Below are 15097 nucleotides of genomic sequence, written 5' to 3' on the forward strand. Positions count from 1 at the left end.
CCTCCCCCCCCCCCCCCCCCCCCGTGCCGGTTCCGTGTCGGAGCCGGGCTGGTCCCACACCGTCAGCGCTGCAGAGTCAGCAGACCCGGACGGTAGGGCAGGAGGCCGTAGTCGCCGCCGGAGTTCGGGCTGCGCCCCTGGTAGAGCAGTTGCAGGTGGCAGGGGTCGACGGTCATGGTCTGATCGGGGCCGGTGCGGATCAGTTCGCCGTGGCTGATGTCGTTGGTCCATGCGGCGCCGCTGTTGGCCTTGCCGGCGAAGGGGTTGCTCTCGGTCGCGGCCTGGGGTGTCCACGAGCCGTTCAGACTGGTGGCCGTGAACGAGCGGAAGTAGCGCCCCTGAGCGCCTATCGCCTCGACGATCATGAGGTAGCGGTTCTGGCCCTGCAGCTTGTAGACCTGCGGGGCTTCGAACAGGTTGTTCGTCGTGTCGCTCATGACCACTGTCGAGCTCGCGCCGAAGCTGCCCGGGAAGTTCCCGATCGGCATGCCGGCCCGGTAGATCTTGCCGTTGTCACCGGCGAAGAACAGGTACATGTTCGTCCCGTCACCGATGAGCGTCTGGTCGATGGGTCCCGTTCCGGAGCCGGAGATGCTTCCGGAGAAGAGCACCTGCGGGGACGACCAGCCGTTCGGGTTGGCGGGGTCGCTGGACGTCCGGTAGGAGAAGGCGGTCCCACCCCACTGGTAGGCGAGCACCCAGATGTTCTTCGGTGCGAAGTAGAAGAGCGTGGGTGCGACGGTGGCGTTCGACATCGTGTTCTGGCCGGCCGAGGCCATGTCCGGCCAATTGGTGAACAGGCCGAAGTTCATCGAACCCCAACGCGTCCCCGTGTCGTGCGTCGTCGCATAGACGAGTTGCCTGCCGTTGTAGGGGACGACGGTGAAGTCCTTGAGCGAGACCCACCCGGACTTGGGCTGTGCCAGCGCACCCGTCGACGTCCAGCGGTATGCCGAGGGGAGATCGCACGAGCCGGGGCCGTCTGCGCCGACCTTGACGAGCTGCCACTGCTGGTTGGTGCCGCCCCAGTCGTCGTACTGGACGACGTTCGCGCTGTCGGCGGTGGAGGCGCCCTGCACTTCGAGGGCTTTGTTGCTGTGGCGCGAGATGAACCTCACGTAGCCGTCCGAGCTGTCGGCCAGCCGCCACTGCTGGTTGGCGGCGTTCAGGTCGGCCCACTGGACGATCGAGCCGCCGTTCGCGGTGGACCAGTTGTGGACGTCCAGGACCTTGCCCGACAGGCGGGACACGATGCGGTAGTAGCCGCCCCCGGAATCGACGAAGCGCCACTGCTGCCGGCTCTGATCGTTCCTGGTCCACTGGGTGATGCGGGCGCCGTCGTCGGTCGCCATGTCGTGGACGTCCAGGGCCTTGCCGCTGTTGCGGTTGACCAGCACGTACGAGGCGTTGGGGTCCACGGTCGCCGCGCCGGCGGGCTGGGCGCCGAGGAAGGCGGCCACGAGCAGCAGCGGTGCGAGGACGGCGAGCAAGCGTCTCAGGTGGACCGGGGACGGGCGGCGTAACCACATGAGAGGGCCTCCTTTGGGGGCAGGGGGTGAGAGGACCCCGATCAGCCACGGAGTGGACGTGCCGGGCGAGGGAGGGAATCACGAAATGTTTCGAGGAATTCCCGGAAGCTTTGACGCCACAAGCTAGGAATCCGGGGCTCTCGGGTCAAGGCCTGTCGCCGATCTGTCTACAACTGGCGCTTCTCCGCAGGGCCTGACCGGCTGTCGCGTCGACCGGAGGCACCCCTCCCGGCCCCGGCCTGCGGCCGTCCCCGCCCCGTCCCTGCCCCGATCCTGCCGCCGTCCCGGCCCCGGTTCCGCGGCGTCCGTCAGCGGCGGCCACGGCGGCTCCGGGGTGTCGCCGGACGGGGTGCCGGGATTCCGGAAGTTTCGGACGAGATTCAGAAACTTTCTGCGGGAAGTATTGACGATCCATCGTCAATACCTCAATCATCCGTGCCTGAGGATCGATTGACGTTCGAGATGCCGAACCGCATCTGTGCTGCACGGCAGATCCACGCAGAGCCGCACGACAGATCCGCGCACCAGAACTGCGCCGCCCCCCGTCACGTTCCGCCCGCCGTACGTCAACCGACGGCCGGCCGGGCGCCGTCCGTGCCGGTCGAGATCGTCCCGGTCCCATGACCGCGGTGTCCGGTGATTCCGTGCTGCCCGGGCTCCGGTCCCCTGTCTGCCGAGGGGGAGCGGACGACGCGTCCCCCTGCGCTTCAGTCCTTCCGTGATTCCTACCCTGGAGGCACCTTCATGGGCCCGTACGCCCCTCCCCGATCCGTCGGCCGCCGGAAGATCCGCGGCCTGCTGCCGACGCTGGTCGCCGGCGTCCTCGGCGTGGTCGCCGCGCTGGCGGTGCCGCCGACCGCACACGCCGCCGAGAACACGCTCGGCGCCGCCGCGGCGCAGAGCGGTCGCTACTTCGGCACCGCCGTCGCCTCGGGCAGGCTCGGCGACTCGGCGTACACGTCGATCGCGGGCCGTGAGTTCAACTCGGTGACGGCGGAGAACGAGATGAAGATCGACGCCACCGAACCACAGCGGGGCCAGTTCAACTTCAGCGCCGGTGACCGCGTCTACAACTGGGCCGTGCAGAACGGCAAGCAGGTGCGCGGTCACACCCTGGCCTGGCACTCCCAGCAGCCCGGCTGGATGCAGAGCCTCAGCGGCAGCACGTTGCGCCAGGCGATGATCGGCCACATCAACGGGGTGATGGCCCACTACAAGGGCAAGATGGCCCAGTGGGACGTCGTGAACGAGGCCTTCGCCGACGGCGGTTCGGGAGGCCGGCGCGATTCCAACCTGCAGCGCACCGGCAACGACTGGATCGAGGTCGCCTTCCGCACCGCGCGCGCCGCCGACCCGGCGGCCAAGCTCTGCTACAACGACTACAACGTCGAGAACTGGACCTGGGCCAAAACCCAGGCCGTGTACTCCATGGTCCGGGACTTCAAGCAGCGCGGCGTGCCGATCGACTGCGTCGGCTTCCAGTCGCACTTCAACAGCGGCAGCCCCTACAACAGCAACTTCCGCACCACCCTGCAGAACTTCGCCGCCCTCGGCGTCGACGTGGCCATCACCGAACTCGACATCCAGGGCGCCTCGGCCACGACCTACGCCAACGTGGCCAACGACTGCCTGGCCGTCCCGCGCTGCCTCGGCGTCACCGTCTGGGGTGTGCGCGACACCGACTCCTGGCGATCGCAGGACACGCCGCTGCTGTTCAACGGTGACGGCAGCAAGAAGGCCGCCTACACGGCCGTCCTCAACGCTCTCAACGGCGGTACCTCCACGCCCCCTTCGGGCTCCGGGACCATCAAGGGCGTCTCTTCGGGCCGCTGCCTGGACGTGCCCGGCACCAGCACCACCGACGGCACCCAGCTCCACCTGTGGGACTGCCACAACGGCACCAACCAGCAGTGGGCGAACACCGCCGCCGGCGAGCTCAGGGTCTACGGCGACAAGTGCCTGGACGCCGCCGGCACCGCCAACGGCGCCAAAGTCCAGATCTACGGCTGCTGGGGCGGCGACAACCAGAAATGGCGCCTCAACTCCGACGGAACCATCGTCGGCGTCCAGTCCGGCCTCTGCCTCGACACCGTCGCAGGCGGCACCGCCAACGGAACCCTGATCCAGCTCTCCTCCTGCTCGAACGGCAGCAGCCAGCGCTGGACCCGCTCCTGATGGGACCTGCCCACCGACGAAAGGGTGAGTCGATGAAGGCCTACGGTGCGGATTCTCCCGCCCCTCCACAAAGACGACGCTGGTGGTCCCGGATCGCCGCCGTGCTGGCCGCGGCCCTCGCGATCGGCCTGCTCGCCGCGGTGCATCCGGTGCCCGCCGAGGCGGCGACAGTGGACACCGATGCCTGGTACGTCCTGGTCAACCGCAACAGCGGCAAGGCGCTGGACGTCTCTGGCTCTGCCACCGCCGACGGCGCGCGGGTCAGCCAGTGGACGCGCAACGACGGAACCAACCAGCAGTGGCAGTTCGTGGACTCCGGCGGCGGTTTCTACCGGCTCAAGGCCCGGCATTCGGGCAAGGTTCTCGATGTGGCCGGGGCTTCGGGGGCCGACGGCGCCGCTATCCAGCAGTGGGCCGACCACGACGGGGCCAACCAGCAGTTCCGCCTGGCCGACTCCGACGCGGGCAACGTCCGGCTGATCAGCCGCACCAGCAGCAAGGCGGTGGAGGTTCAGGGCGCCTCCACGGCCGACGGAGCCAACGTCGTCCAGTACGCCGACTGGGGCGGCGCCAATCAGCAATGGCAGATGATCAAGCTGTCGTCCGGTGGCGGTGGCGGTGGCGGTGGCGGCGGCTGTGGCAGCGCCCCCACCCTGGCGAGCGGTACGTACACGATCCAGAGCGGCGGCAAGAGCCGCAGCTTCATCCTCAGGGTTCCCGCCAACTACGACAACAGCCACCCCTATCGGCTGATCTTCGCGTTCCACTGGCGGGGCGGAACCGCCGGCGACGTCTCCTCGGGCGGCACGAGCGGGAGCGCCTGGTCCTACTACGGCCAGCAGGAGCAGTCGAACAACACCGCGATCCTCGTCGCTCCCCAGGGCCTCGGCAACGGCTGGGCCAACGCGGGCGGTGAGGACGTCACCTTCGTCGACGACATGATCCGGCGCATCGAAGGCGGGCTCTGCGTGAACCCGGCACAGCGTTTCGCCACGGGATTCAGCTGGGGCGGCGGCATGAGCTACGCACTCGCGTGCAGCCGGGCGAACGTCTTCAGGGCCGTCGCGGTCATGTCCGGCGCCCAGATCAGCGGGTGCAGCGGCGGTGCCCAGCCCATCGCCTACTTCGGAATCCACGGAGTCAGCGACTCCGTCCTCGACATCGGGCAAGGACGGTCCCTGCGCGACAGGTTCGTCGGCAACAACGGTTGCGCCTCCCAGAGCCCGCGCGAGCCCGCGCCGGGCAGCCGGACGCACCTCACCACCGTCTACTCGGGCTGCCGTGCCGGGTACCCGGTCCAATGGGCCGCGTTCGACGGAGGCCACATACCCGGTCCGGTCGACGGCTCCCCCAACGAGAGCGGCGTCACCACCTGGACCAAGGCAGAGATCTGGAGGTTCTTCGCACAGTTCCAGTGACACACCCGCACGACGGAGTGGAGCCGGGATCCTCCTGGCTCCACTCCGCCGACGTCTGTCCCGGACCGACGTTCCTACCGGCGTTCCTACCGCGGCACAGGGCGTCGGATCGATCGCTGCGCAGGATGGCCGAGGGGATGCGCCGGCCCGCCGAGTGCTAGGACGAGCTCGGCGAGTGCGGGGAGCGGAGTACGAGGAGCGTGATCTCGCCGGGGGCGAAGACGCGGAACGGCGGGCCCCAGAAGCCGGTGCCGCGGCTGGTGTAGAGGAGGGTGCGGGCGCCGTGGCGGCTGAGGCCGGCGAGGGCGGGCTGGTCGAGGCGGACCAGGTGGTGGAAGGGCCAGATCTGGCCCCCGTGGGTGTGGCCGGAGAGCTGGAGGTCGATGCCGGCTGCCGCTGCCCGGTCGACGAACTTGGGCTGGTGGGCCAGGAGCAGGACGGGCAGGTCAGGGTCGGCGCCGTTCAGGGCTCCGGCGAGGTGGGCGCGGTGGCCTGCCAGGCCGGAGGACTCGGCGGTGACGTCGTCCACGCCGGCCACCACGAGGGTGTCGCCTCCGCGTTCGAGCAGCAGGTGACGGTTGCGCAGCGGCTCCCAGCCCAGCTCGTCCATCAGGTCGACCCAGCCCTGGGCCTCGCTGTAGTACTCGTGGTTGCCGGTGACGTAGACCCGGGCCCGGGTGGCCTGCACGGTGCCGAGCGGGGCGGCCTGGGCGCGGCGGCGTTCGGCGGTGCCGTCCGCGATGTCGCCGGTGTGGCAGACCAGGTCGGCTTCCAGGGCGTTCACCGTCTCGCACACCCGTGCCGACCAGCGGGCGCGGTCGAGGGGGCCGTAGTGGGTGTCGGTGATGAGGGCGACGCGGGTGCCGTCCAACCCGGCTCCCAGTCGCGGCAGTTGCACCTCGACTCGGCGCACGCGGGGTACGCGGCGGGCTTCGGCGTGACCCCAGGCGAGCAGCACGGCGGTGGTGCCGAGGACGGCCCAGGTGACGATTCGGGCCCGGTCCTGACTCTCGCCGACGCCGGCCAGGGTCAGGGCGAGCCGCAGAAGGACGCCGAGCAGAACGGACCAGGTGAACAGAACCCAGCCGGCGCCCAGCAGGGTGTCACCGACGATCGCAGCCCGGTCCTGCTGGCGCCGGCCGTGGCCGCGCACCATCGCGAGCGGCATGCCGACGAGGCCGAGGACGCACAGGGCGGTGCCGACCAGCGTGCCGGGCAGCGGCCAGTGCTGGCCCGTGTAGAGGAGCACCCAGCAGGGCACGGTCCACAGCAGGACCGGGGCGATCAAGGGGAGGTAGCGCATCAGACGGTGCAGTCGGCTCTGCCGCGGCGCCTGCGCTTCACCCTCGGCGGGCCGGGTGTCGCTGGTCTCGGTCACGCTTCCCCTCTCTGACCGGACTGCTGTCTCGCGCAGGGTATCCGGTAGTCCCCGGCCCGGTCGGACGGGTGTTCACGGGTGCGGTCCGGTGCGGCGAAGGATACTCCGCGGGACGGTCTCGGCCCTGGCGTACGGGGTGGCGGCGAAGGCCGACGGTGTCACTCCCCGGCGCGCTGCTTCCGGGCGAGGGCCACGAGAGCGGAGAGCGGTGTGGCGGACGAGGGAGCCTCCCGCACTCCGCCTTCCGTCGGGCTGCTCATGCACCGGTACCCGGACCCGTGGCGCATCGGCCCGGGCGAGTCCGACGGCGGACGGCACGGTCCCGGTGGCGCACGGCGTCCGAGGACAGCGGCGTCGATAGTGTGTCGCCATGCCGCATGCACTGTCGGAGCTCCAACTCGGCACCGACCGGCTGACGTTGCGTCCCTCGACTGACGATCTCCAGGCCCGATGGTGCGGACGAAGGGAGAGTGTTCCGCTGTGACGCACGCTCACGAGGAAGAAGTGCTGGCCAGGATCGCCAAAGGGCTCGTCTACACGGAGTCGGAAGCGGCCTTCCAGGCCTCTCGGCGCCGCACCGAGCAGATCTTCGAGTACAACCACACACCACCGAGCGAAACGGAGAAGCGCCGATCGCTGCTCCTCACGATCTTCGGCTCGGTCGGTGCACGCACCGTGCTGCTGCCGCCGTTCCACGCCGGGTTCGGCAGCAACGTCCACATCGGCGACGACTTCTTCGCGAACGTGAACCTCACGTTCGTCGACGACGTGGACATCCGCATAGGCGACGGTGTCATGATCGCTCCCGGCGTGACGCTGACCACGACGGGACACCCGGTGCATCCCTCACGACGCGCCGACTTCGGACGCTTCTCGGAGCCGATCGTGATCGAGGACAAGGTCTGGATCGGCAGCAACGCGGTGGTCCTGCCCGGCGTTCGCATCGGATACGGGTCGGTCATCGGCGCCGGGAGCGTCGTCAGCCGCAGCATTCCCCCGATGACCGTCGCGGTCGGAACCCCTTGCCGGGTGATCCGCCGCATCACGGACGAGGACCTCGTCACCCGTACCGCCGGGCGTTGAACCACCGCAAGCCGTGCCGACGCCTCGTTCAGGCGGCGGTGGCCGCAACGGAGCCGGGGTACGCCATGAGAGTAGCGCCGGGAAACCGGCTCTGACCTCCGCGAACGGAACGTTTTCCGCGCACAAAGATGCGTCAGCTCGTCGTTGACCGCCACTCCTCGGCAGGGCCAGGGTGAGGGGCCGGACCGGATGCCTGACCCTTTCCGGTCCCCCTTTCCCGGTCCTCGAACTGAGCGCAGGAGGTCGTGATGCTCCACACGGATATCCGTGGAACCGACGAGTGCGGGGAGCGAGAAGCGGCTGCCGCCACCACGCCCGCCGGGCCGGCCGCACCGCCGGTCGGCCACGAGCTGTTCTTCCAGCAGTGCCTCTGGTGCGGCACACCCGCCTACCGCCGGTCCTTCTGCCGGGCCTGCGGATCCACGGCCTTCCGACGCGAGCGCAGCGCCGGCGCCGGGGCGGTCGTTCGCCGTAACGGACAGACCCACCACAACACGTGGCTCGTCGCCATGGACGAGGGGTTCAACCTGCTCTGCCAGGTCACGGGGACGGCGCCGGTCGTGGTCGGGATCGGCGCCAGGGTGCGCGTCGTACGGACGGCCGCTTCTGTCGGACAGGGCCCGCCCGTCGTCGAGCTCACCCACCCGGCGACGTCCTTGGAGCGCTGGTGGTGACTGCTGACGGCTCGGACGGAGCGGTGTCCGCAGGCCGGCACGACGAGAGAGGAGGGCCCATGGGCGCCCAGAACGACGCGCCGGACGAACGGGCCGGCGTCGGCCGCGAAGGGGCGGGGCGCGGTGCGCTGGAGGGGCTGCGCATCGCCGACTTCTCCCGGGTTCTCGCAGGTCCCTACGCCACGATGCTCCTCGCCGATCTCGGCGCCGAGGTGGTGAAGGTGGAGCGGCCGGGCACCGGGGACGAGACCCGGGCCTGGCATCCCCCGGCGGATCATGAAGGAACGTCGACGTACTACCTGAGCGTCAACCGGAACAAGAGATCCGTCGTCCTGGACCTCACGACGCAGGCCGGTCTGGAACAGGCCCGTGCCCTGGTCGCCGAGTCCGATGTGCTGGTGGAGAACTTCCGTCCCGGCACGATGGAGCGGCTGGGGCTCGGCCCTCGCGAACTGTGCGCCCGGCACCCAGGGCTGGTCTACTGCTCGATCAGTGGATTCGGCAGTGGTGCGGGCGCGGCGATCCCCGGATACGACCTGCTCGTGCAGGCCGTCGGCGGTCTGATGAGCGTGACCGGCGACGCGGCCGGGGAGCCGGTGAAGGCCGGTGTGGCGCTGGTCGATGTGATCACCGGCCTGCACGCCTCGCTCGGCATCCTCGCGGCGCTCCGGCATCGGGACGCCACCGGGGAGGGCCAGCTGGTGGAGGTGAATCTGCTCGGCTCGTTGCTGTCGGCCCTGGTCAACCAGGCGTCGGCGTTCGCCGTCGCCGGCGTGGTTCCCGGCCGCCTGGGCAACGCGCACCCGAGCATCGCCCCGTACGAAACCCTCCCGGCCGCTGATCGTCCGCTCGCGATCGCGGTGGGCAACGACCGGCAGTTCGCGGCACTCGCCGAGGCCGTCGGGGATCCCGGTCTCGCGCTGGACGGCCGCTTCCGCACCAACGCCGACCGCGTCGCCCATCGTGCCGAACTCAAGGACCTGCTGACCGAACGGCTGGGTGTCGCCGGCGCCGACCACTGGTCGGCCGTCCTGCTGGCCGCGGGGGTGCCCGCCGGACCGGTCAACACTCTCGACGAGGCATTCGCCTTCGCCCACAAGCTCGGCCTTCCCGGCATCGTCGACATCCCCGCCACACCCGCCGACAGAGCGGAAGCCCGGCCCTCCCGCCAGGTCGCGAGCCCCATCGCGCTGAGCGGCACGCCCGTGCAGTACCGCCTGCCGCCGCCACGTCTGGGTCAGCACACCGCGGAGATCCTCCACCGAGGTTCCGACCCCGCCACCGAGCCGCGCGGACCGGTCACCTGACTGCTTCCGCCCTGCACACGCGCACCCGACCCGCACCCACCACCGTCACCACCAGGAGACCACGATGAGCCGCAAGCCGCTGAAGGACCCGCTCGACCTGCTCGACTTCTCCTCCACCCTCGCCGAGGAGGAACGCGAGATCCAGGCCACCGTCGCCAAGTTCCTCGCCGACCGCGTGCGCCCGCACATCGGCGAGTGGTTCGAGAACGCGCACTTCGCCCGTGAACTGGCCCCTGAACTGGGCAAGTTGGGCGTACTCGGCATGCACCTCGAAGGGTACGGCTGCGCCGGCACCAACGCTGTCAGCTACGGCCTGGCCTGCCTGGAACTGGAGGCGGCCGACTCCGGTTTCCGCAGCTTCGTCTCCGTCCAGGGCTCGCTGTCGATGTTCTCCATCTGGAAGTGGGGCTCGGAGGAGCAGAAGCAGGAATGGCTGCCCCGGCTGGCCGCCGGTGAGGCGATCGGCTGCTTCGGCCTGACCGAGCCCGACTTCGGCAGCAACCCCGCCGGGATGCGCACCCGGGCCGTCCGTGACGGTGGTGACTGGATCCTCAACGGTTCCAAGATGTGGATCACCAACGGTGGTATCGCCGATGTGGCCACCGTGTGGGCGCAGACCGAGGACGGCGTCCGCGGGTTCCTCGTGCCGCGCGGCACGCCCGGCTTCACCACGCAGGACATCAAGCAGAAGATGTCGCTGCGCGCCTCGATCACCTCCGAGCTGTACTTCGACGACGTACGGCTGCCCGATGCGGCGCGGCTGCCACTCGCGGAGGGCTTGCGCGGGCCGCTGTCCTGCCTCAACGAGGCCCGCTTCGGCATCCTCTTCGGCGCCGTCGGCGCGGCCCGCGACTCGCTCCAGGCGGCCATCGAGTACGCCGACTCCCGGGTGCAGTTCGACAAGCCGATCAGCGCCTTCCAGCTCACGCAGAAGAAGCTCGCCGACATGACCGTGACCCTGGGCGGCGCCGCGCTGCTCGCCGTGCACCTGGGCCGGCTCAAGGACCAGCACCGGATCCGCCCCGAGCAGATCAGCGTCGGCAAGCTCAACAACGTGCGGGAGGCGATCGCCATCGCGCGCGAATGCCGCACCGTGCTGGGGGCGAACGGCATCTCCCTGGAGTACTCGCCGCTGCGCCACGCCAACAACCTGGAGTCGGTGATGACCTACGAGGGCACCAACGAGATGCACACGCTGGTCGTCGGTCAGGCGATCACCGGTTACCCGGCGTTCCGCTGACCGCCCCGGCTGAAGGAAGACGACCGTGAACATCGTCGTACTCGTCAAGCAGGTCCCGGACACCGGCGCCGAGCGCAGCCTGTCCGCCGACGACCACACCCTCGACCGCGAGGGCGCCGACCTCGTGCTGGACGAGATCAATGAACGCGCCGCGGAAGAGGCCCTGCGGTTGAAGGAGTCGGTGGGCGCCGAGGTCACCGTCGTGTCCATGGGACCCGACTCCGCGCTCGACGCCATCCGCAAGGTCCTTGCGATGGGCGCCGACCGCGCGATCCACATCTGCGACGACCGGCTCCGGGGCGCGGACGTGGTGACCACCTCGAAGGTGCTGGCAGCCGCCGTGCGGACGGTGGAGGACGTCGACCTGGTTCTGGCGGGGGACGCGACCACCGACGGACAGGCGAGCGCCGTCCCCGCCGTCGTCGCCGACCTGCTCGGCCTGCCGCAGCTGACGCATGTGCGGGAGCTGGACGTGGACGAGGGACGGGTACGTGCCGAGCGCGCGACCGAGAACGGCGAGGCGACGCTGGAGGCATCGCTGCCCGCTCTGGTCAGTGTCACCGAAAAGATCAACGAGCCGCGCTACCCCTCGTTCAAGGGGATCATGGCGGCCAAGAGGAAGCCGGTGGATACGGTCGGCCTCGACGACCTGTTCCCCGACGCGGACGACGCCGGCTTCCTCGTGACCCGCACCCGTGTGGTGGAGGCCGTCGAGCGTCCTCCGCGAGCCGCCGGAACCCGCATCACGGACGACGGCTCGGCCGGCCGGCGCCTCGCCGCGTACCTGATCGCCCACAAGCTCGTCTGAACCGTCCCGAACAAGAAGCAGGCTCCCCATGCCCGATGTCCTCGTCCTCGTCGACCACGACGGGGAACGCGTCCACCAGTCCACGTACGAACTCCTGGCTGCCGCACGGCGGTTGGGGGACCCGGCCGCAGTCGTCGTGGGAATCCCCGGCACGGCGGCGCGCCTCAGGGAGTCCCTTGCCCGGTACGGCGCCACAACCGTCCACGCGGCGGAATCCACCGACGTGGGCGAGTTCCTCGCCACGCCCGCCGTCGACGCCCTTCAACTCGCAGTCCGGGAAGCCTCTCCCGCCGCCGTTCTGGTCCCCGCGACGACGGACGGCAACGAGGTGGCCGGGCGCCTCGCCGCGCGGCTGGACTCCGGACTGCTGATCGACGCGGTCGACCTGGACTCCTCCGGTGTGGTCACCCAGATCGCCTTCGGCGGGTCGTACACCGTGCGCTCGCAGGTCACCCAGGGCATACCGGTGATCACCGTACGCCCGGGGGCCTTCGAACCGGAGGAGGGTTCCGGGGAGGCCGTGGAGGCCGTGGAGCGGAGCGTCGCCCTGCCGACGGCCGACCCCGCCGCGTCCGCCCGCATCACCGCCAGGCGGCCCGCGCCCGCGGGCGACCGGCCCGGGCTCACCGAGGCGACCGTCGTCGTCTCCGGAGGCCGCGGTGTCGGCGGAGCGGACGGCTTCAAGGTGGTGGAGGAACTGGCCGACGCCCTGGGCGGTGCGGTGGGCGCCTCACGCGCGGCCGTCGACGCCGGCTACTACCCGCACCAGTTCCAGGTAGGGCAGACCGGCAAGACCGTGTCCCCGCAGCTGTACATAGCTCTGGGGATCTCCGGGGCCATCCAGCACCTCGCCGGAATGCAGACCTCCAAGACGGTCGTCGCCGTCAACAAGGATCCTGAGGCCCCGATCCTCGGCCTCGCCGACTACGGCGTGGTGGGCGACCTGTTCGCGGTGGCGCCCCAGCTCACGCGGGAAGCAGCCGCCCGCCGCACAGTCGGCTGACGTGGGTCGCCGTCAGGTCTTGAGGTCGCACTGTCGGGTCCGTCGGGTCCGTCGGGTCCGTCGGGTCCGGACCTGGAAGGACCGAAGCCGTGCGGGTCTCCGAGGGGCCGGGGGTCCGCTGTGACATCCGTGTCGAGGCGGACCTCTCGACGGTGTGGGGCCTGATGACGGACATCGGCGTGCCGGCCGATCCGGCGATCGACCGTACGCCTGGGAGGGCGAGGAGATCGTGGCCCTCCGGCCGGCCGAGCTCCGCACCACCGTGGACGCCCCCTTGCGCGGTGTCAAGGCCCTCGCGGAGGAGGCCCCGCCCAGGGTGCGGACCGCGCCGGCCTCACCCGTAGCCGTGCCGTCTGCGGCGCACGCGCAGGGACAGCGCCGCCACCCATGAACAGGGGGGCGGGGCGCCATTTTTCCCCGAGCCGACTCGGCCCGCACCAACAACACCTCGACGAAGCGGTGACGTACTCATGCCCACAGACCACGCCTGCCGGATCGCGGTTGAATTCGCCGCGCAGAACCTCGATTCGCTCCGCCCTTTTCTCCGACCCGGTCACCCGCGCGGAGAGCGGACGGACGGTTTCGACGACTGGGCGACGGGCGCAGCGGCCCTGCTCGTCGTTCTCGCCGGCCTTCAAGCCGATCAGCCTGGTGAGCTGGCACTGTGGCACGCCCGCATCGGCGATCGGATCCATGAATCCTTCGGACTGCCTGCCGCCGGTGCCGAGGGACTCCGGCCGGGCCGCCGCTCACATGGATGGGAGGCTCTGGCCCCTGTGCAGCAAAAGGCACGAGAGCTTCTGACCGACCTTGCGGGCGGAGGCCGCCCGGGCGGGCCTGTCGAGCTGTCGAGACAGCTGGACCTGGTGGAGGACGCGTGCGCCGGGGCCCTGCGACGGATGGCGGTCCCGCACGAGGCGGCGGTGCGATGCGCTGCGGCACTCGCGGAGGCCGCCGGGTCACTGTTCGGCCTGCACCCCTCCCCGCCGTTGCGCCACGCCCCGCCTCCGCCCGCGGCCCCGCCGGTCACCGCGTCTGCGCTCCCGACCGACTGGACGACGAGCATCCTGTTCTAGCCCGACCGTCGCCCTCAACGCCGTTGACCCATCCGGGTGTCGGGCTGTTCCGATACGAACCAGCCACCTCGCCGGGCCGCGTACGTGGAGGAGGGGCTCGCCGAGCCGCACCGAGCCCCGAAAGCATCGCGGCCGCCCACCGCATCTTCCGCCGCCGCCCGTCCAAGGCGTCGGCCGCACAGGCGCACGCCGGCTCCGGCTGGATCCGGGCGCAGCGTCTGGACCGGTGCCGGCTGACCTCGCCGATCCGGAACCGGACCACCTTCCGGTCGGCGCCTTCGGCGGCCGCTGGGGCTGCCCGACCCGGCCCACCCTCCTCCGGGTGGCCGGCGCGCCCCGACCACCTCGTGTCTCCCTCAGGCCGCCTGGTAGTCGAAGAATCCCTGTCCCGACTTGCGACCCAGCAGGCCGGACTCGACCATGCGGCGCAGCAGCGGGGGCGGGGCGTACAGCGGTTCGCGGTACTCCTCGTACAGGGCCTCGCCTATCGCCGCCACCGTGTCCAGGCCGATGAGGTCGGCCAGACGCAGCGGACCCATGGGGTGGGCGCAGCCGGCGGTCATGCCCGTGTCGATGTCCTCGGCCGTCGCGGTGCCGGAACCGACCATGCGCACGGCAGCCAACAGGTAGGGAATCAGCAGGGAGTTGACCACGAATCCCGCACGGTCCTGGGTGACGATCGCCTTCTTGCCCAGGGTGTCGGCGGCGAAGGCGCGTACCCGCTGCTCCGTGGCCGTGGACGTGAGCAACGAGGGGATCACCTCGACCAGCGGCATGGCAGGGACCGGGTTGAAGAAGTGCAGGCCGACCACCGCCTGAGGACGTCCGGTCACGGCCGCGAGCCGGGCGATGGGGATCGAGGAGGTGTTGCTGGCCAGTACGGCGGACGGGTCGGCGACCACCTTGTCCAACTGCTGGAACAGTTCTGTCTTGGCGTGCTCGTCCTCGACTGCGGCTTCGATCACCAACTCGGCGCCGGACAGCCGGGACAGGTCGGCCGTGACCGAGATCCCGGCGAGGGCGTGGGCGCGGTCCTCCGGGCCGATGAGGCCGCGCTTCTCCGCCTTGAGCAGAGAGTCCGCGACACCCGCCAGGCCCGCGCGCGCCCTGTCCTCGGTCACGTCGCACAACGTGACGTGCAGCCCGGCCCGGGCGCAGACCTCGGTGATGCCCCGGCCCATCTGCCCGGCGCCGACGACGCCCACGTGCTTGATCGATGTCATGTGCTCCTCCGCCTGTTCCCGCGTCCGGCGGCGGTTGGCCGACGCCGTGACGGTCTGTGCTGCGGTGTCGAGCCTAGGCTGGGGACGACCCCTCTGACCTGCTCTGATGATGCGTTTTCGGCGCACAAACATGCGCCGCGACGGTGTCGGCCGGCGCGTCGCCGTGCCCGGCCCGGTCCCGAC

The 15097-nt window shown here is 70.4% G+C and carries 11 protein-coding genes; 8 read left to right on the plus strand and 3 right to left on the minus strand.

Translation table 11 applies throughout. From position 1 onward, the window contains the following. Window positions 1–62 precede the first annotated feature (62 nt). Complete coding sequence (locus ACN6LD_RS38445) at window positions 63–1529, minus strand: non-reducing end alpha-L-arabinofuranosidase family hydrolase (protein WP_319192691.1); 1467 nt, start codon at window positions 1527–1529, stop codon at window positions 63–65. 744 nt (window positions 1530–2273) lie between these two features. Between ACN6LD_RS38445 and ACN6LD_RS38450 the strand changes: the two genes are divergently transcribed. Continuing rightward, entirely contained in the window at window positions 2274–3704 is a 1431-nt protein-coding gene (locus tag ACN6LD_RS38450; RefSeq protein ID WP_319190769.1) for an endo-1,4-beta-xylanase, read from the plus strand. Between the two features lie 101 nt (window positions 3705–3805). Then, window positions 3806–5122 (plus strand): RICIN domain-containing protein, encoded by a 1317-nt coding sequence (locus ACN6LD_RS38455; RefSeq protein ID WP_445045585.1) that lies wholly within the window; start codon window positions 3806–3808, stop codon window positions 5120–5122. Window positions 5123–5279: 157 nt separating this feature from the next. On the opposite strand, the gene ACN6LD_RS38460 is transcribed toward ACN6LD_RS38455, so the two are convergent. Then, window positions 5280–6500 carry a metallophosphoesterase gene (locus ACN6LD_RS38460; RefSeq protein WP_445045583.1) on the minus strand — a complete coding sequence of 407 codons (1221 nt, stop codon included), beginning with the start codon at window positions 6498–6500 and terminating at the stop codon, window positions 5280–5282. Window positions 6501–6980: 480 nt separating this feature from the next. Here ACN6LD_RS38460 and ACN6LD_RS38465 point away from each other — a divergent pair, with 480 nt between their 5' ends. The 6 genes from ACN6LD_RS38465 (at window position 6981) to ACN6LD_RS38490 (ending at window position 12615) form a co-directional block, all read left to right on the plus strand. Further along, the gene (locus tag ACN6LD_RS38465; protein WP_319190773.1) at window positions 6981–7583 is read left to right on the plus strand and encodes a sugar O-acetyltransferase; all 603 of its coding nucleotides are present in this window, start codon (window positions 6981–6983) and stop codon (window positions 7581–7583) included. A 248-nt stretch (window positions 7584–7831) separates the two neighbouring features. Further along, window positions 7832–8257 (plus strand): Zn-ribbon domain-containing OB-fold protein, encoded by a 426-nt coding sequence (locus ACN6LD_RS38470; protein ID WP_319190774.1) that lies wholly within the window; start codon window positions 7832–7834, stop codon window positions 8255–8257. A 59-nt stretch (window positions 8258–8316) separates the two neighbouring features. Further along, on the plus strand, window positions 8317–9564 hold the full coding sequence (locus ACN6LD_RS38475) for a CaiB/BaiF CoA transferase family protein (RefSeq protein WP_445045584.1): 1248 nt from the start codon (window positions 8317–8319) through the stop codon (window positions 9562–9564). A gap of 64 nt (window positions 9565–9628) precedes the next feature. Next, the gene (locus ACN6LD_RS38480; RefSeq protein ID WP_319190778.1) at window positions 9629–10804 is read left to right on the plus strand and encodes an acyl-CoA dehydrogenase family protein; all 1176 of its coding nucleotides are present in this window, start codon (window positions 9629–9631) and stop codon (window positions 10802–10804) included. 25 nt (window positions 10805–10829) lie between these two features. Then, entirely contained in the window at window positions 10830–11612 is a 783-nt protein-coding gene (locus tag ACN6LD_RS38485; RefSeq protein WP_319190780.1) for an electron transfer flavoprotein subunit beta/FixA family protein, read from the plus strand. A 28-nt stretch (window positions 11613–11640) separates the two neighbouring features. Continuing rightward, window positions 11641–12615 (plus strand): electron transfer flavoprotein subunit alpha/FixB family protein, encoded by a 975-nt coding sequence (locus ACN6LD_RS38490; protein ID WP_319190781.1) that lies wholly within the window; start codon window positions 11641–11643, stop codon window positions 12613–12615. Between the two features lie 1432 nt (window positions 12616–14047). On the opposite strand, the gene ACN6LD_RS38495 is transcribed toward ACN6LD_RS38490, so the two are convergent. After that, window positions 14048–14914, minus strand: coding sequence for a 3-hydroxybutyryl-CoA dehydrogenase (locus ACN6LD_RS38495; protein ID WP_319190785.1), 867 nt, complete (start codon window positions 14912–14914; stop codon window positions 14048–14050). Window positions 14915–15097: the final 183 nt, after the last annotated feature.

This window comes from Streptomyces sp. SAS_272 (assembly GCF_052543235.1).